At 71.7% G+C, this 16,709-nt stretch carries 20 protein-coding genes and 1 riboswitch; of the genes, 8 read left to right on the top strand and 12 right to left on the bottom strand.

The genetic code is table 11. The features are described from left to right. Positions 1 to 24: 24 nt before the first annotated feature. Complete coding sequence (gene rocD, locus ACZ6I1_RS18010) at positions 25 to 1,227, bottom strand: ornithine--oxo-acid transaminase (RefSeq protein ID WP_469288197.1); 1,203 nt, start codon at positions 1,225 to 1,227, stop codon at positions 25 to 27. Positions 1,228 to 1,336: 109 nt separating this feature from the next. After that, positions 1,337 to 1,427: riboswitch (ZMP/ZTP riboswitch) on the top strand. Between the two features lie 34 nt (positions 1,428 to 1,461). Between rocD and ACZ6I1_RS18005 the strand changes: the two genes are divergently transcribed. The 5 genes from ACZ6I1_RS18005 to ACZ6I1_RS17985 all read left to right on the top strand — a co-directional run bounded on the left by ACZ6I1_RS18005 (position 1,462) and on the right by ACZ6I1_RS17985 (position 6,474). Next, positions 1,462 to 2,730, top strand: a complete 1,269-nt coding sequence (locus ACZ6I1_RS18005) for a serine hydroxymethyltransferase (protein ID WP_469288195.1) — start codon at positions 1,462 to 1,464, stop codon at positions 2,728 to 2,730. Between the two features lie 396 nt (positions 2,731 to 3,126). Further along, complete coding sequence (trpS, locus tag ACZ6I1_RS18000) at positions 3,127 to 4,140, top strand: tryptophan--tRNA ligase (protein WP_469288194.1); 1,014 nt, start codon at positions 3,127 to 3,129, stop codon at positions 4,138 to 4,140. Between the two features lie 94 nt (positions 4,141 to 4,234). Next, positions 4,235 to 4,831, top strand: coding sequence for a 2'-5' RNA ligase family protein (locus ACZ6I1_RS17995; RefSeq protein WP_469288192.1), 597 nt, complete (start codon positions 4,235 to 4,237; stop codon positions 4,829 to 4,831). Positions 4,832 to 4,997: 166 nt separating this feature from the next. Beyond that, positions 4,998 to 5,891 (top strand): YihY/virulence factor BrkB family protein, encoded by an 894-nt coding sequence (locus tag ACZ6I1_RS17990; protein WP_469288190.1) that lies wholly within the window; start codon positions 4,998 to 5,000, stop codon positions 5,889 to 5,891. Positions 5,892 to 6,030: 139 nt separating this feature from the next. Beyond that, a complete protein-coding gene (locus ACZ6I1_RS17985) occupies positions 6,031 to 6,474 on the top strand; it encodes a hypothetical protein (RefSeq protein WP_469288188.1) in 444 nt (147 codons plus the stop codon). Between the two features lie 64 nt (positions 6,475 to 6,538). Here ACZ6I1_RS17985 and ACZ6I1_RS17980 read toward each other — a convergent pair whose 3' ends face one another. Further along, a complete protein-coding gene (locus ACZ6I1_RS17980; RefSeq protein ID WP_469288311.1) occupies positions 6,539 to 7,786 on the bottom strand; it encodes a D-alanyl-D-alanine carboxypeptidase family protein in 1,248 nt (415 codons plus the stop codon). A 133-nt stretch (positions 7,787 to 7,919) separates the two neighbouring features. On the opposite strand from ACZ6I1_RS17980, the gene ACZ6I1_RS17975 reads away from it, so the two are divergent. Further along, positions 7,920 to 8,225 carry an SCO4848 family membrane protein gene (locus tag ACZ6I1_RS17975; protein WP_469288186.1) on the top strand — a complete coding sequence of 102 codons (306 nt, stop codon included), beginning with the start codon at positions 7,920 to 7,922 and terminating at the stop codon, positions 8,223 to 8,225. After that, complete coding sequence (locus ACZ6I1_RS17970) at positions 8,222 to 9,523, top strand: metallophosphoesterase (protein WP_469288184.1); 1,302 nt, start codon at positions 8,222 to 8,224, stop codon at positions 9,521 to 9,523. Before ACZ6I1_RS17975 ends, ACZ6I1_RS17970 begins: the two co-directional genes overlap by 4 nt. Positions 9,524 to 9,565: 42 nt before the next feature. On the opposite strand, the gene ACZ6I1_RS17965 is transcribed toward ACZ6I1_RS17970, so the two are convergent. The 9 genes from ACZ6I1_RS17965 to ACZ6I1_RS17925 all read right to left on the bottom strand — a co-directional run bounded on the left by ACZ6I1_RS17965 (position 9,566) and on the right by ACZ6I1_RS17925 (position 15,427). Beyond that, a complete protein-coding gene (locus ACZ6I1_RS17965; RefSeq protein ID WP_469288182.1) occupies positions 9,566 to 10,327 on the bottom strand; it encodes a TetR family transcriptional regulator in 762 nt (253 codons plus the stop codon). Positions 10,328 to 10,338: 11 nt separating this feature from the next. Continuing rightward, positions 10,339 to 10,746: a thiol-disulfide oxidoreductase DCC family protein gene (locus ACZ6I1_RS17960; RefSeq protein ID WP_469288180.1), complete on the bottom strand. Its 408-nt coding sequence runs from the start codon at positions 10,744 to 10,746 to the stop codon at positions 10,339 to 10,341. 27 nt (positions 10,747 to 10,773) lie between these two features. Continuing rightward, entirely contained in the window at positions 10,774 to 11,178 is a 405-nt protein-coding gene (locus ACZ6I1_RS17955) for a hypothetical protein (RefSeq protein ID WP_469288179.1), read from the bottom strand. A 143-nt stretch (positions 11,179 to 11,321) separates the two neighbouring features. Further along, positions 11,322 to 11,717: a hypothetical protein gene (locus tag ACZ6I1_RS17950; RefSeq protein ID WP_469288177.1), complete on the bottom strand. Its 396-nt coding sequence runs from the start codon at positions 11,715 to 11,717 to the stop codon at positions 11,322 to 11,324. A gap of 68 nt (positions 11,718 to 11,785) precedes the next feature. Next, the gene (locus tag ACZ6I1_RS17945) at positions 11,786 to 12,298 is read right to left on the bottom strand and encodes a hypothetical protein (protein ID WP_469288175.1); all 513 of its coding nucleotides are present in this window, start codon (positions 12,296 to 12,298) and stop codon (positions 11,786 to 11,788) included. A gap of 4 nt (positions 12,299 to 12,302) precedes the next feature. Continuing rightward, positions 12,303 to 12,803: a hypothetical protein gene (locus ACZ6I1_RS17940; RefSeq protein WP_469288173.1), complete on the bottom strand. Its 501-nt coding sequence runs from the start codon at positions 12,801 to 12,803 to the stop codon at positions 12,303 to 12,305. Between the two features lie 29 nt (positions 12,804 to 12,832). Further along, the gene (locus tag ACZ6I1_RS17935; RefSeq protein WP_469288172.1) at positions 12,833 to 14,161 is read right to left on the bottom strand and encodes a hypothetical protein; all 1,329 of its coding nucleotides are present in this window, start codon (positions 14,159 to 14,161) and stop codon (positions 12,833 to 12,835) included. Positions 14,162 to 14,191: 30 nt separating this feature from the next. Further along, positions 14,192 to 14,620: a hypothetical protein gene (locus tag ACZ6I1_RS17930; protein ID WP_469288170.1), complete on the bottom strand. Its 429-nt coding sequence runs from the start codon at positions 14,618 to 14,620 to the stop codon at positions 14,192 to 14,194. Between the two features lie 78 nt (positions 14,621 to 14,698). Beyond that, the gene (locus tag ACZ6I1_RS17925; protein WP_469288168.1) at positions 14,699 to 15,427 is read right to left on the bottom strand and encodes a hypothetical protein; all 729 of its coding nucleotides are present in this window, start codon (positions 15,425 to 15,427) and stop codon (positions 14,699 to 14,701) included. A 75-nt stretch (positions 15,428 to 15,502) separates the two neighbouring features. Between ACZ6I1_RS17925 and ACZ6I1_RS17920 the strand changes: the two genes are divergently transcribed. After that, complete coding sequence (locus ACZ6I1_RS17920) at positions 15,503 to 15,874, top strand: VOC family protein (RefSeq protein ID WP_469288166.1); 372 nt, start codon at positions 15,503 to 15,505, stop codon at positions 15,872 to 15,874. A 145-nt stretch (positions 15,875 to 16,019) separates the two neighbouring features. Here the strand turns inward: ACZ6I1_RS17920 and ACZ6I1_RS17915 are convergent, their stop codons facing one another. Beyond that, positions 16,020 to 16,679: a Uma2 family endonuclease gene (locus ACZ6I1_RS17915; protein ID WP_469288164.1), complete on the bottom strand. Its 660-nt coding sequence runs from the start codon at positions 16,677 to 16,679 to the stop codon at positions 16,020 to 16,022. Positions 16,680 to 16,709: the final 30 nt, after the last annotated feature.

Below are 16,709 nucleotides of genomic sequence, written 5' to 3'. Positions count from 1 at the left end.
GAGCAGCAGTACCCGGCCGGATGGTCAGGCGAGGACGGACCGGAGCTGCTCCAGGCCCCAGTCCAGGTCCTCCTTGCCGATCACCAGCGGCGGGGCGATCCGGATCGTCGATCCGTGGGTGTCCTTCACCAGTACGCCCCGTTCCATCAGCTTCTCGGAGATCTCCCGTCCGGTCCCGCGGGACGGGTCGAGGTCCACGCCCGCCCACAGCCCCCGGCCCCGTACGGCGGTCACCGCGCCACCGCCGACCAGCAGGTTCAGCTCCCGGTGCAGGTGGTCGCCGAGCTCGGCGGCGCGCTGCTGGTACTCGCCGGTCTTCAGCATCGCGATGACCTCCAGGGCGACGGCGCAGGCCAGCGGGTTCCCGCCGAAGGTGGACCCGTGCTCGCCCGGCCGGAACACCCCGAGCACGTCCCGGTCGGCGACCACGGCCGAGACGGGCACCACCCCGCCGCCGAGCGCCTTGCCGAGGACGTACACGTCGGGGACGACGCCCTCGTGCTCGCACGCGAAGGTCCGGCCGGTGCGGCCCAGCCCCGACTGGATCTCGTCCGCCATGAACAGGACGTTCCGTTCGCGCGTGAGCTCCCGTACGCCGCTCAGGTACCCGGCGGGCGGCACCAGCACCCCCGCCTCGCCCTGGATCGGCTCCAGCAGGACGGCGACGGTGTGCGCGGTGACCGCCGACTCCATCGCGGTCAGGTCGCCGTACGGGACGATCTCGAAGCCGGGGGTGTAGGGGCCGTAGTGGTCGCGGGCCTCGTGGTCCGTGGAGAAGGAGACGATCGTCGTCGTCCGGCCGTGGAAGTTGTTCGCCGCGACCACGATCTTGGCGTGGCCGTCCGGGACTCCCTTGACCTCGTACCCCCACTTGCGGGCGGTCTTCACCGCCGTCTCCACGGCCTCCGCGCCCGTGTTCATGGGCAGCACCATCTCCTTGCCGCACAGCGCGGCGAGTTCGGCGCAGAAGTCGGCGAAGCGGTCGTGGAAGAAGGCGCGCGAGGTGAGCGTGACGCGGTCCAGCTGCGCGTGGGCGGCGTCGAGCAGGCGGCGGTTGCCGTGCCCGAAGTTGAGCGCCGAGTAGCCGGCGAGCATGTCCAGGTACCGGCGGCCCTCCACGTCGGTCATCCACGCGCCGTCCGCGGACGCGACGACGACGGGCAGCGGGTGATAGGTGTGCGCGCTGTGCGCGTCGGCGGAACGGATGGCATCAGCAGTTGTCGACACGGGGTCTCCGATCGTCCGTCAGGCCTGTGACGAGGGTGGCGTCACCCTCCATCCTCGCTCGCGGACGGCACGGAGAAACCTTTCCCGCGGCGCGCCCGCTAAGGTGGTCGGTACGCACGGCGACTGGCGTACGGAGAACGAACTCCGGGGGAGTCGTGCGCGCTCGACCGCACACAGGGCCGCTCGCCTGGGCCTCGCGGGGTACCGATCACATCGACCCCGGAGGAGCCCGCCATGTCCGCGAGCCGCCATCCCGCCCTTTTCGCGACCGACCCCGAGCTGGCGTCGTTCGTCGCGGCGGAGGAAACCCTGCAGGCCGAGACCCTGCGTCTGATCCCCAGTGAGAACTACGTGTCCGCCGCCGTCCTCGAGGCCTCGGGCACGGTGCTGCAGAACAAGTACAGCGAGGGCTACCCGGGCCGCCGCTACTACGAGGGTCAGCAGAACATCGACCGGGTCGAGGCACTGGCCGTCGAGCGGGCGAAGGGCCTGTTCGGGGTGGACCACGCCAATGTCCAGCCGTACTCCGGCTCGCCCGCGAACCTGGCCGTCTACCTGGCCTTCGCGAAGCCGGGCGACACGGTGATGGGCATGGCGCTGCCGATGGGCGGGCACCTGACGCACGGCTGGGGCGTCTCGGCGACGGGTTCGTGGTTCCGGGGCGTGCAGTACGGGGTCCAGCCCGGCACCGGGCTGATCGACTACGACGCGGTGCGCGACCTGGCTCTCGCCGAGCGCCCGAAGATCATTTTCTGTGGCGGTACGGCGCTGCCCCGCACGATCGACTTCGCCGCCTTCGCGTCGATCGCCGAGGAGGCCGGCTCCGTCCTCGTCGCGGACGTGGCCCACATCGCGGGTCTGATCGCGGGCGGGGCGCACCCGTCCCCGGCGGATCACGCGGACGTGATCTCGACGACCACGCACAAGACGCTGCGCGGGCCGCGGGGCGCGATGCTGATGTGCCGGGAGGAGCACGCGAAGGCCATCGACAAGGCCGTGTTCCCCGGGCTCCAGGGCGGGCCGCACAACCAGACGACGGCCGGTATCGCGGTCGCGCTGCACGAGGCGGCGCAGCCGGCCTTCGTCTCGTACGCGCACGCGGTCGTGGCGAACGCCAAGGCCCTGGCGGAGGCCCTGCTGGCGCGGGGCTTCGACCTGGTGTCGGGCGGTACGGACAACCACCTGATCCTGATGGACCTCACCTCGCGGGACGTGCCGGGCAAGGTGGCGGCCAAGGCCCTGGACCGGGCGGGCATCGTGGTGAACTACAACACGGTGCCGTTCGATCCGCGCAAGCCGTTCGACCCGTCGGGGATCCGGATCGGCACGCCGTCGCTGACGTCGCGCGGCCTCGGGACCGGCCACATGCCCCAGGTCGCGGAGTGGATCGCGCGGGCGGTCGACGCCGCCGCGAAGGGGGACGAGGCCGCGCTCGGGACGATCCGGTCCGAGGTCGCGACCCTGATGGCCGCCCACCCGGCCCCGGGCCTCCCGCTGTCCTGACCCTGCGGCGGCGGGGCTGGATGTCGCTCGGCGAGGCCGGACTGTGTGGTGCCCTGCGGTCCATCCAGCGGCGCTGAACAGGCGGCAGCGGCCACATCCAGCCCGCCCGGCGTTCGAGGGCGCACCCGGGCCGAAGGCGCCGGGTCCGTGTCGGAGGCACGGCCGCGCCCTGCGTGGGGGCAGCGCCCGCCGAGCCCCGCCCAGCGGCGCCGCAAGGCCGCGCCCGGGAGCCGCGCGGCACGCTCCGAGCGGAAAGCGGCCGCTTGGCCGGGGCGGGATCCGGACGGGCCTCTACCGGGCGGTACGGCGGCCCGGCGCGGGGCCGCCCGCCGCGACGCGGAAGGATCCGGCCGGCGGCGGGCCCGAGCCCGCCCCCGCACCTGAGAGAATGAAGCCATGGCTTCTGATCGTCCTCGCGCGCTCTCCGGCATCCAGCCCACCTCCGGCTCGTTCCACCTCGGGAACTACCTCGGAGCCATCCGCCAGTACGTCGCCCTCCAGGAGACGCACGACGCGTTCTACATGGTGGTCGACCTGCACGCGATCACCATGCCGCAGGATCCGAAGGACCTCCGCGCGAACACCCGCCTCTCCGCCGCGCAGCTCCTCGCCGCCGGCCTGGACCCCGAGCGCTGCACGCTCTTCATCCAGAGCCACGTGCCCGAGCACGCGCAGCTCGGCTGGGTCATGAACTGCATCACCGGCTTCGGCGAGGCCAGCCGGATGACCCAGTTCAAGGACAAGTCCGCCAAGCAGGGCGCCAACAACGCCACCGTCGGGCTGTTCACGTACCCGATCCTCCAGGTCGCCGACATCCTGCTCTACCAGGCGGACGCCGTCCCGGTCGGCGAGGACCAGCGCCAGCACATCGAGCTGACCCGCGACCTCGCCGAGCGCTTCAACCAGCGCTTCGGCCAGACCTTCACCCTCCCCGCCGCGCACATCGTCAAGGAGGTCGCGAAGATCTACGACCTCCAGGACCCGGCGATCAAGATGTCGAAGTCCGCGTCCTCGCCCAAGGGCCTGATCAACCTCCTCGACGAGCCCAAGGTCACCGAGAAGAAGATCAAGAGCGCGGTCACCGACACCGAGGCCGAGATCCGTTTCGACACGGAGAAGAAGCCCGGCGTCAGCAACCTGCTCACGATCTACTCGACCCTCACCGGCGAGACGATCCCCGCCCTGGAGGCCCGCTACGAGGGCAAGGGCTACGGCGCGCTGAAGACCGACCTGGCCGGCGTGATGGTCGATTTCGTCACACCCTTCAAGCAGCGTACCCAGGAATACCTGGACGACCCGGAAACGCTGGACTCCATCCTGGCCAAGGGCGCGGAGAAGGCCCGCGCCGTCGCCGCCGAGACCCTCGCGCAGGCGTACGACCGCCTCGGATTCCTGCCCGCCAAGCACTGACGCGGGCACCGGGGCAAAGAGGCCCTGGCGAGACCGGGGGTGCTGGCCTCACACTGGCGGCAGCAGTCCATCCCGACACACGGAGGAGAGATACGTGGGGACCGTAACGCTCGGCGTTTCGATCGCGGTCCCGGAGCCGTACGGCAGCCAGCTCCAGCAGCTGCGCGCCGGCTTCGGGGACGCCGCCGCGCACGGCATCCCCACGCACGTCACCCTCGTCCCGCCGACCGAGGTGGAGGCGGACCGGCTCCCGGGGATCCGCGCCCACCTCGCCGAGGTCGCCGCCGCCTTCCGGGCCTTCCGGATGCGGCTGGAGGGGACGGGAACCTTCCGCCCCCTCTCGCCGGTCGTCTTCGTCCAGGTCGTCGAGGGCGCCGAGGGCTGCACCCGCCTCCAGGGCGAGGTCCGCGACCCCGACGGGCCGCTCAGCCGCGAGCTGGCGTTCCCGTACCACCCCCACGTCACGGTCGCCCACGGGATCTCCGAGGAGGCGATGGACCTGGCGTTCGCGACCCTCGCCGCGTACGCGGCCGAGTGGGTCTGCGCGGGCTTCGCGCTCTACGAGCAGGGCTCGGACGGTGTCTGGCGCAAGCTGCGCGAGTACCCGTTCGGCACCGGTCCGACGGGCGTCCCGGCGCAGCTGGGGTCACCGGCCGACGAAGCGGCCGGGACGACGGCGCTGCCTTCCTGACGGAGCGGCCGCAGGGCCTGGTAGGTGTGGAACCTGAGCCTGCGCAGGACCAGGGCGTGGAACGGACGGTCCGTCCGGGGCACTTCGCGAAAAGTCACAGTCGACGACCGTAGTACCCGAAACGGGCAATACCGGCTATTTCCGACAGCTCAATTACGGTGACTTCATGGACTGGCTGACGAAACTCCCGGTGATCGGCCCCCTGGTGTCGCGTCTGATGCGGACACACGCATGGCGCTCGTACGAACGCCTGGACCGCGTGCACTGGAGCCGGCTCGCCGCGGCGATCACCTTCATCAGCTTCCTCGCGCTCTTCCCCCTGATCACCGTGGCCGCCTCCGTCGGCGCCGGACTCCTGAGCCAGGACCAGCTCGACCGGCTCCAGAAGAGCCTCGCCGAACAGGTTCCCGGCATCTCCGACCAGCTCGACATCGAGGCCCTCGTGGCGAACGCCGGCACCGTCGGCCTCGTCGCCGGCGCCCTCCTCCTCTTCACCGGCATCGGCTGGGTGGGCTCCATGCGGGACTGCCTGCGCGCCGTGTGGGAGAAGGACGACGAGGACGAGGGGAACCCCTTCGCCCGCAAGGGCAAGGACGGGCTGGTGCTGCTCGGCCTCGGCGGCGTCGGCCTGGCCTCGGCCGCCGCCTCGATCTTCGGCGCCAGCGCGGTCGGCAAGACCGCCGAGTGGCTCGGCATCCCGCGCGAGGGCATCGGCGGCGCGCTGCTGCGCTCGGGCGCCTTCCTCGTCGGCGTCCTGGCCGCGTTCCTGCTGCTGCTGTACGTCCTGACCCTGCTCCCCGGCGTCGAACCGCCGCGCGCCCGCCTGATCCAGGCCGCCCTCATCGGCGCGGCGGGCTTCGAGCTGCTCAAGCTGCTGCTCAGCGGCTACATCCGCGAGGTCGCCGCGAAGAGCATGTACGGGGCCTTCGGCGTGCCGATCGCCCTGCTGCTCTGGATCAACTTCACGGCGAAACTGCTCCTGTTCGTCGCGGCCTGGACGGCGACCCGCGACGACGAAGCCGAGGAGAAGGCCGCCGACGCGAAGGCGGCGCACACGTAGCCGTCCGTCGCTCAGCCGATCTCCTTCGGGTGAATCCGGAGATCATCCGCGCAGGGAGGGGGTAGGTCGGCCGCGAGGTTCCGTGCACGATGCAACGGGATCGACGACACCGATCGTCATGGCCGCACCTGGAGGGCACATGTCCGCTTCACGCCGTCTGCGCAAGCTCCTCACCACGACCGCCGCCGCCCTGCTCCTCTCCGTCGCCGGGGCCGGACTGGCCGCCCCCGCGAGCGGCGCCCCCGCCACCGCACCGAGCGCACTGCGCGACGTACGGGTGCCGCCCGCGTTCCACGCCGGTGGGGTCTGGTACCTCTACCAGACCAACGCCACCGTGCGGGTGGACCTGAGGCAGGACAGGGACGGGTACCTCTTCGGAACCGTCTCCTCCGGCAACACGGTGGGGACCCTCCGGGACGGCCTCGTGGACGGGGAGAACATCTACTTCACCGTCGGCTGGAACCACGGGCCCGTCGGCCGCTACACCGGCGTCCGCGGCCCGGACGGCCGGCTCTCCGGCACCACGTTCGACCTGACCAACCCCTCCAGCCAGTCGTCCTGGCGCACCGACCGCATGTTCTGACGCAACGGCACAGGGCCCCGCGCCACGCCACGGGGCCCTCACCGCCATGCTGCGGTCACAGCGGCTAGACGAGGTCCTCGCCCCGGCTGCGGCGGCCGCGCGGCCAGCGCCGGTTGACCACGAACGCCCCGCCCGCCAGCACGGCCATCGCCCCGCCCGCGACACCCAGCGCCGTACCGATGCCGCTCGAGCCCGCACCGCCCGCCGACGGGTGGTTCTCGTGGGACTGGGCCGGCGAGCCGAGCGAGGAGGTGTCCTCGCTCTTCGGCGGCACCAGCTCACCCACCGGCTTGACCTTCCCCGCCGCCGCGAAACCCCAGTCGAACAGCGCTGCGGTCTCCTCGTACACCGAGTTGGCGCCGCCCGCGCCCGGGTTCATCACCGTGACGAGCAGCTTGCGCTCGCCCTTCTGCGCCGCGCCGGTGAAGGTGGAGCCGGCCATCGTCGTGTTGCCGTTCTTGACCCCGGCGATGCCCTTGTACGGGGAGATGCCGCCCGCGCCCGTCATCAGCCGGTTGGTGTTCTGGATCTCGAAGTAGTCCCGCGGCTTGCCGGGCTCCTGGAGGCCGGGGAACTTGGCCTCGACCGTGCCGCAGTACTCCCGGAAGTCGTGCTTCTGCAGACCGGAGCGGGCGATCAGGGTGAGGTCGTACGCACTCGACACCTGATCCGGGGCGTCGTACCCGTCGGGCGACACCACGTGCGTGTCCAGCGCCTGGAGCTCCTCCGCGTGCGCCTGCATGTCCCTGACCGTCTTCTCGATGCCGCCGTTCATGGCCGACAGCACGTGCACGGCGTCGTTCCCCGACCTCAGGAACACCCCGAGCCACAGGTCGTGGACGCTGTATTCGTGGTCCTCCTTGACCCCGACCAGACTGCTGCCCGGGCCCACGCCCTCCATGTCCTCATCGGTGACCTTGTGGATCTGCTCCTTGGGCAGGCCCGGCAGCACGGTGTCCGCGAAGAGCATCTTCATGGTGGAGGCCGGGGGGAGCCGCCAGTGCGCGTTGTGCGCGGCCAGCACCTCGCCGGACTCGGCGTCCGCCACGATCCACGAGCGCCCCGTCAGGTTCGAGGGCAGGGCGGGCGCTCCGGCCAGCAGGCTGACCTGGGTTCCCGGCCGGCCGAGCAGGGCCCCGCCGACCGTGGACATCGACGCCGGGGGCGCGGGAGCCGCCGGGGCCTTCGCGGTCTTGGGCGTCTTCGGCGGCTGCGCCTTCCCGTCGGCCGGCGGGGTCGGCGCGGCATGCGCGGGGGCCGTGAGCATCGCGGGCACCAGCAGCACGGCGGAAAGGACCGTCAGCGCGGTCATCTTTACGGACACGCAGGTGAAAGTACCTCCCGATCGGCTGCACGGCGGCGCTGACCGGCCCATTCGGTACAACCACTGCCGGGACAGCCCACCCCGGCGCGTCCGTCCTGGGGACCGAACCGATACTGGGGCCATGAAACTCAGCCGTACCGCCTCCTGGTTCCTGCTCTCCTTCGGAGTGTGGAGCTGGTTCATCTGGGTGTCTTTCGTCCGGAACCTGTGGAAGAACGGCAGCGGGCTGGCATTCGATGCGGCGGGCGACCCCACGGCCTACTTCTGGGTGCACCTGACGCTCGCGGTGACGTCCTTTCTCCTGGGGACGGCCGTCGGCGTGATCGGGTTGCGCGGGGTCCGGGCGCTGCGGCGTGCATCACGCGGGGAGCAGGACGCGCAGCAGCCGGGCGCGCAGGGCCAGGGCGAGAAGGAGCAGGACGCATGAGGATCGCCGTCTTCGCGCTGGTCGCGCTCGCGGTCATCGCCCTCCTGGTGCTGGTCCACCGCTGGCTGTGGATCCGCCTCGTCCGCGACACCACCGCCCCCGGCGGCCTGCCCCGCCGCGTCGGTACCGCCTTGGCCATCGCCCTGCCCCTCCTCTCCGTGGCCGCGCTGACCGCGGGACGCGCGGGTGTTCCCTTCCCGATCGAGCAGGCCGTGGCCTGGCCCGGGTTCCTCTGGCTCGCGGTACTCCTGTACCTGACCCTGACGATGCTGGTCGCGGAGCCGATCCGCGCGCTGTTGCTCCGCCGACTGGCCCACCGGGTCCCCTCCGAAGTGGCGGACACGGCCCCCGGTGTGCGTCAGGAAGGCGCCGGCACGACCGCGACGACGACCACCACCACCGCCGTCGCCTCCCCCCTCGCGCCCGCCGCGCCCGCCGCGCCCGCCACACCGCCCGCGGACGGCGTGACCCGCCGCCGGTTCGTCGCGCGAGCGGTCGGCGGGGCGGCCGCCGCCGTGGCCCTGGGGACCGTCGCGAACGGGGCGTACGGCACGCACGGCGTCCTGCGCGGGCCCAGTGTCCGGCGCGTGCAGGTCCCCCTGGCCAAACTGCCGCGCGCCGCGCACGGCTTCCGGATCGCCGTCGTCAGCGACGTCCACCTCGGCCCGATCCTCGGCCGCGCCCACACCCAGCGCATCGTGGACACCGTCAACCGGACCCAGCCCGACCTCATCGCCATCGTCGGCGACCTCGTCGACGGCGACGTCCACGACCTCGGACCGGCCGCCGAGCCGCTGCGCCGGCTCACCGCCCGGCACGGCACGTACTTCGTGACCGGGAACCACGAGTACTTCTCCGGCGCCCAGCAGTGGATCGACCACGTCCGCGAGCTCGGACTGACCCCGCTGGAGAACGCCCGCCGCGCGCTCCCGTACTTCGACCTCGCCGGGGTCAACGACATCGCGGGCGAGACCGAGGGCCACGGCCCCGACTTCGCGGCGGCGCTCGGCGACCGCGACCGCGCCCGTACCGCCGTACTCCTCGCCCACCAGCCCGTCGTCATCCACGACGCCGTCAAGCACGGCGTCGACCTCCAGCTCTCCGGCCACACCCACGGCGGCCAGCTGTGGCCCGGCAACTACCTCGCCGAGCTCGCCAACCCCACCGTCGCCGGTCTGGAGCGGTACGGCGACACCCAGCTCTGGGTGTCCCGCGGAGCCGGAGCCTGGGGACCCCCGGTCCGGGTCGGCGCGCCGTCCGACATCACGGTCGTCGAACTCGCCTCGTACCAGGCCTGACCCGCCCGGAGGCGGGGCTTCCCGGATCCTGGAGGCCTGGCCCTATGCGGACTTCGGGTCCGCGGGGCCGGGCTCCGGAGCCGGGTCCGGGGCCGAGGCCCGCTTGCGGGCACCGGCCGTGGCCGTCTGCGCCATACCGGGCAGGAAGTCCGCGAACAGCTCGTGCAGCTCGCGCACCAGCGGCCGCAGCACCCGGAACCGGGCCAGCACGATGCCCCGCGTCGTCAGCTGCGCGCCGCGCTCGGCGAGGCGCCGCGTCTTCTCGCTGTTCGGCGACCGGTCGAAGACCCAGTACAGGACCAGGCCCATCTGCGAGAGCCACATCAGCTCCGGCAGGACGTCGGCCAGCTCGGCCGGCACCTTGGTCTTCGCCCCCGCGAGCACCTCGCGGTGGATGTCGATCGCCGCCTGCCGCGCGTCCTCCGACTCCGGGGAGAACGGGCTGAGCGGACTCTCAGGGTCCGCCGCGTTCTTGAAGAACTGCGAGGCGAACTCGTGGTACGGGGCCGCGATGTCCATCCAGCTCGTCAGTACGCCCGCGAGCCGCTTCTGCAGATCGGTCTCGCTGTCCAGGATGGGCCGGACCGCCGCCTGGTGCGCGGCGCCGATCCGGTCGTAGAACCCCTGGACGAGGTGTTCCTTCGATTCGAAGTAGTAATAGGCGTTGCCGACCGAGACACCGGCCTCCTTCGCGATACCCCGCATCGTCGTCTTGTCGAAGCCGCGCTCCTGGAAGAGGCGGAGCGCGGTTTCGAGGATGAGCGTGCGGGTCTGCTCGCTCTTGGGAGCCTTCTGATCAGTCACGGTGCACGAGCCTATCGGGGGACGGCGCACTGGTCGTCACAGGCCGGGTACTCCGCCCCCGGCGGATGGCCCTCGGTCCGTACCGCCGCCCGCCACTTGGAGGCCGTGTACATGGCAGCCCGGGCGAAGGGCCGTCCGGCGGGCGTGGCGAGCCAGTTGGCCTTCGGGCGGTGCTCGGCCAGGGCCCACAGGCACACGATGAAGGCGTCGGTCCCGGTCCACACCTGTCCACAGTCCCCGATCACGGTGATCTCCTTCAGCGTCGACTCGTGGTCGAGCTCCGGGTACCGCCGCCGCGCCTCGAACGACGCGGCGGGCATGAGCCGCAGGGATACCAGCCGGCGCTGTGCGAGCAGCCAGTGCCTGATGTGCACGCAGAGCGGACAGTCGGCGTCGTAGAGCACGGTCAGGCGGTGCACCGCCGACGACCGGGGGCCGGCCACCGGTCAGGCCCCGGCCGGAGCGGTCCACCCCTGCGGGGCGACCGGCGGGGTCTGCTGCCGCTCCATGATCCCGCGGCGGCGCATCTTGTTGAGCACCCACACGTTTCCGAGGTGCATGACCCCGAGGACGAGCAGGACGACACCGAGCTTGACCGACAGCGCCTCGAAGAGGCCGCGGGCCTGGACTATCTCCTCGCCCGAGCGGAGGTAGAGGGTCACGAAGCCGACGTTGACGAGGTAGAAGCCGACGACGAGGAGCTGGTTGACGGCGTCCGCGAGCTTCTCGTTGCCCTGGAGGACGTCGCCGATGAAGACGCGGCCGTTGCGGCTGAGCGTACGGGCGACCCAGACGGTGAGCCCGATGCTGATGAGCAGGTAGATGACGTACGCGACCACGGTGAGGTCCACAGCCCTCAGCCTCCTTTGAACATGTTCAACTGCTGACGGGCATGACTGTAGGGCCTTTTTTGAACAGGTTCAAGGGGTGGAGGGGGGCGGCGCCGTGCGCGAATGCCGGAGGGGTGGGCCCCCACCGGCGCCCACCCCTCCCGTCAGAGGCCGAACAGCACTCCGCGCCAGGTCCATCCCGCGGCGAGGACCGTGTCCCGCAGCGGGTTCTTCACGTCGCGGGTATCGAAGCGGAGCGTCTCGACCTTGCGCCGGCGACCGTCCGGCCCCTTCTTGAACTCCCACTGCTTGTACACCGCGATCCCCGGGCCGCGGGCGTACTGCTCACGGGAGGATTCGTGCGACGGCTCCCATCGCTCGTCGAGCGCCCGCACCTCGCGCGTGGACGCGACCAGCCGCATCCGGATCTTGAACGTCAGCCGCAGTTCCCGGACCCGGCAGTCCGCGACCAGGTCGCACCCTTCCTTCGGGAAGCCCTGGCGTATGACGAACGGCAGGCCCGTGTCGTTGAGCGCCAGCAGCGCCTCCCGCACCTCCACGGCGGGCCGCGGTCGGATGCCCGGGGCGGGGTGCCTGGTGCCCGTGAACCTGTCCCAGAGCCGGCCCATCAGAGCTTGAACACGACTCCCCGCCAGCTCCATCCGGCGGCGAGCACGGCCTCCCGCAGCGGGTCCTTCAGCTGGGCGGTGTCGAAGTCGAAGACCTCCGTCCTGTGCAGGCTGCCGTCCTCGCCCCGCTCGACCGACCAGCGCTTCGACACGGTCTTCACCTGCCCGCGGGACTGCTCGGCCGCGATCGCCAGCCGGGGCGTGTTCCCGGCCCACGTGACGTCCCACTGCTCGTCGAGGGCGCGGACCTCGTGCTTCTCCGGGACCAGGCGCATCCGGACCTTGAGGGTCCGGGTCAGCTGGGTGCGTACGAAGAAGGTGTTCCAGGCAGGTTCCAGGATCCGCCACTCGGCCAGCAGGTCGGCCTTCTCCGCGGGGGCGGCGTTGCGTACGGCGTACGCCACGTCCGGAGCGTTGAGCGCGAGCAGCGCGGCCCGGACCTCCTCGGCGGAACGCGGTGCGACTCCGCCCGCGGGGTGCCGGGTGCCGGTCAGTTTGTCGAAGAGGCCCATCGGATCAGCCTTCCTCCGCCCGGCTCTCCGGGCGGACGGTGCGCAGGAACTCCTGGAAGTCGCCCAGCACGCTGTCGTGCTGGGCCGCGGTGGCGGTCAGGACCATCTTGATCACCGCACGCTTCTCCGGGTCCTCGGCGTCGACCACGGCCAAGTAGACGTGGGACTGGACGAGGTCGCGGCGCGCGCCGCCGGCGAGGGCCGAGAACGTCAGCCGCTGGGTCAGGCCCGGGGAGTCCGCGGAGCCGATCTCCCGGCGGTGGACCACGGCCACCGACTCGGCGACCTCGTGCAGGTTCTGCACCGACGCGTCGGCGAGGCCCTCCAGCGTCGTCTCCTCCGGCAGGAACTCGCCCTCGATGGTGATGTTGGCCGTGAACCCGGCATCCGGATGCGGATGCAGCGCGACGAAGGCCACGCCCGGGGCGTTGACCGCGTCCGGCGGGGCCGGGCGCCAGCCCTCCGGCAGGCGGAACTCGATCGGCACGGGCAGTGTCGTGGACATTCAGGACCTTCCTTCCAGGGCAAAGTACATCAGTCGAACCAGCTGACGACTTCGTCCTTGGCGCCGCCGGCGAAGTCGCCGACCGCGTCCGCCGCATCGCCCACCGCGTCGGCCGCGTCGCCCGCGGCGTTGGTGAACTTGTCCGGGTCGAAGGTGAACTCGGCGCCCACCGAACCGCCGAACCCGAGGGCGAGGCCCGCCTTGCCGCCGATGTGGAACTTGCCGTCCTCGCCCTTGCCGAAGGTCACGTTCGCCTCGGCGCCGACGCCGGCCCAGCCCTCGGCGGTCCCGCCGGCGCCGATGCCCGCGACCTCGCCGCCCCCGGCGACGCCGGCCTTGCCGCCGGCGAACGCCTTCGCTCCGGCGTTCACGCCCTCCAGGCCCACCCCGGCACTGACCCCGGCCTCGCCGCCGGCGAATCCCTCGACGCGGCCGTAGCCGCCGACGTGCCCGTATTCGACCCGGCCCTCGTTCAGGGCCCGGATGCCCACGGACGCCTCGGCCTTGCCGACGAGGCCCTTGTTGGTGGCGCCGTAGTTCGCCGTGGCCCGGGCTCCGCCGTACCAGTCCTCGACCCCGGAGAGCTTCACGCCGCCCAGGGTGGTCGAGCCCTCCGCCTTCGCGTGGAAGAGGTCGGCGTACGCCTTGACCGAGCCCTCCTTGCCGTACTTGGTCCCGCTGACCGTGAAACCGGCGTCGGGCCCGGTCACGCTGACCTTGCCCTCGCTGTCGGTCTTCGTCTCGGCCTTGGACTCGTCCGGCTTCTTGACCTTCGCCAGGTCGCCCTCGGCGTAGTGGTTGAACCCGGAGAGGGTCTGGTCGGCGCCCTTGCCGAAGGCGTCCCGGTTGCTGTCGACGACGGCGGCCTCGAGGGCGGTCTTGACGAGTCCGTCGGCCTCGGTGACGGCCTTCACCCGGTCGTTGATGTGCGTCTGCCACTTGGCGACCGCTTCGCGGATGATCGTCTGGCCGTCGGGGTCGTGGTGGTAGGCGCTGCGCTCGGAAGGGGTGAGCTTCGCGTAGTCGAAGGCGACGTGTCCCTGCTCGGAGACGGTCATGCCGGCGGCTATCGCGTCGTCGCGGCCGCTCTCGAGCTTCTTCTTGAGGTCGGTGAACTTCTCGTGCGCGTCGCGCAGCAGGCTCGCGATCGCCTTGGCCTGGCTCTGCGCGGCCGCGTACTCGTAGCGGGTCGCCGCGAAGCCGGTGTGGGCGGTTCCGGCGCTGAGACCGGACCAGTTGTCGCCCATGGTGATCTTCTGGACGGTCTCGCCGTAGCGGGTCTCGACCTTCTTCAGCTCGCCCGCCATCGCGTCCCACTGGGCGGCGGCCGCCGTCAGCAGGCCCAGGTCCGTGGTCATGACTTCCGCATAGGTCAGCACCGCAGCCCCCTACAGACCGTTCAGCTTCGACTGCGAGGTGAACTGGTGATGCAGACCCGTGTCGTTGCGGGCGAAGAGGCCCGAGGCCCCGCGCAGTGCGTTCTTCTCGGCGGCCAGGCGGCCCATCAGGGTCTTCACCTGCTGGTCCCAGGTGTCCGCCACCTTCTTCAGGCCGGAGGCGGTGTCCCAGCCCTCGAAGCCCTTCTGGGCGGTGCCGGTGGAGTCGTCCGCGTGCTCGACGGCCTTCTTCGTGTTCGGTTCGAGCTCGGTCTCGATGGTGTTCGCCGCGGCCTTCTTCTCGGCCGGCGTGGAGGCGAAGTCGGCGGGACCGCCGGGACCGCCGGGACCTGCCGGAGCGGGCGGCCCTGGGGCCGACCCCCCTGGCTCCGGCGGCACCTGGTTCAACCGCATGCCCACCTGACCGAGATCTTCTGACATGTTCACGCCTCCCCGTCCCGAGGCTTCGATCATATGCACGGCAGATGGGAACCGGCCAAGGAGTCCGGCGGGCAGGGCCTAGCGCGGCTGCACCCACAGCGCCTCGGCATAGGCGCAGAGGTCGCCCGACGCCGTGGCCAGGGCGGTGCCGGCCGTGTACTTGCGGCCCTCCGAGCCGAGCAGCCAGGAGTAGGTGACGAGGCCCTCGCCGACCGGAACCGGCCGCAGCAGTCGCGCCGTCAGCGCGGCCGTGACGGCGCCGGCCGGGCGGCCGTCGAGCAGGCGCCCGGCCGCGTTCCCCGGGCAGTCCAGCGAGCCCCACACCAGCTCGGGCGGCAACAGGCCGTCGGAGCCCGCGAGTTCGGCGGACGGCGTCCACGCGGTGGCGACCATGTCCTTACGGCCCGGCACCAGCCCGCAGTGCTGGCGCAGTCCGGTGGCGGGTGTGCGGTCGAGGCCGCAGCCGAAGCAGTCCGCCGAGCCGTCCGGCGGGGCCGCCCGGTAGGCCTCGGCCGCGGCCGAGGCCGCCGCCCAGGAGGGCGCATCGGGTACGCCGGCCGGGTCCGTATGCGGACCGGCGGGTGTCGCGGCGGCCAACAGCAGGTCATCGGAGGTGAGTTCGGCGCCCCCTCCGGCCGTCCCGGTCAGCAGGACCGGCGTGCCGGTCGGCACCGGCCGGCGGAAGTCCACCCGTACGGTCTTCGCCGCGGCCCGCCCGGCGAGCACGCCCGCCACGTAGCCGCCGAAGGCGACTCCCGGGTATCCGCACAGGTGGTCCGGAACCGTGATCGTCTCGAAGTCGGTCATGGCGCCACTCCATCACAGTCCCCGGCCGGTGAACTCGGTGGACAGCCGAGGCGCCCCTGTCCGATAGTCCGCCGTATGACTTCTCTCGTACGACACCTCACCTTCGACTGCTCCGACGCCTACGCCCTGGGGCAGTTCTGGGCCGGCGTCCTGGACGGCAAGATCTCCGACGAGGACTCCCCGGGCGACCCCGAGGCGCTGGTCACGGCGCCCGGTTCGGCGCTGCTGTTCGTGACGGTGCCCGACGCCAAGACCGTGAAGAACCGGGTGCACGTGGACCTCCAGCCGCAGGACCGTACGCGCGACGAGGAGGTGGAACGCATCCTCGCCCTGGGCGCCACCGTCGTCGGCGACCACCGCAACCCCGACGGCACGGGCTGGGTGACGCTCGCCGACCCCGAGGGCAACGAGTTCTGCGTCGAACGCAGCGCGGCCGAGCGCACGTAGTGACGCGGACCGATCCGGTGGCCCGTCGATCCAGCGGAAGCCGGCCGCTTCGAGGGCGGCCGGCGCGGCGGGATCGTCCTCGCGGCCGTGGCCAGGGACAGTTGTCGCTCCTCGTCCGGCGACCGCGGCCCCAGGGCCGGCTCCTTCAGGAGGTCTCCTCCGCGGCCGGCGGGGCGGCCTTCTTGCGCGGCTGCGGCCGGCCCGCCGACAGGAGCTCGTCGACATCGAGCGTGACCTTGGCGCCCAGGGAGTCGGGGAGGGTGGCGAGCTCGCCCGCGGCGTAGACGCGGTGGCTGTCGTACGTCCCGTCGACGGGCTCGGTCAGGACGTGCAGCCGCTGGTGCTTGCGGTTGACGATGACGTAGACGGGGACCCCGGCACTCGCGTAGGCCCCCACCTTGGAGCGCAGGTCGGTGTTGTAGTTGCTCGACGTCACTTCTACGACGAGCCGGAATACGGCCGGGTCGTAGCAGTTGTTCCTGATCAGGTTCTCGTCGCTGTCCGCATCGATCACGACGAGGTCCGGGATGGCGTAGTCCTCCGGTCCCCCCGGCAGCCACAGGCCGATGCCCTGGTGCACCTCGGTCTCACCGTCGTCCAAGCCTGCGGCGACGAGTGGCCGGGTGATCTTGTTGAGCACCCGGGAATGGGGCAGGTCCGCAGGCGGCGTCGCAGTGAGCTGGCCTCCGATGATCTCGACGCGGTAGCCAGGGGCCTGCTCCATGAGCCTGTTGGCCGCTTCGAGCAGGGTCAGCGGCTGGTTCTCGTCCGGGTACGCGGGGTACTCGACGGGCGCTGCGGACATCTCGGCCTCCCGTGGGCTGGGTCGAGAACA

It is taken from the genome of Streptomyces sp. NPDC046303 (genome assembly GCF_055588085.1).
Note: the sequence above shows the minus strand (reverse complement) of the source record. Positions and strands in the feature narration are given on the sequence as shown.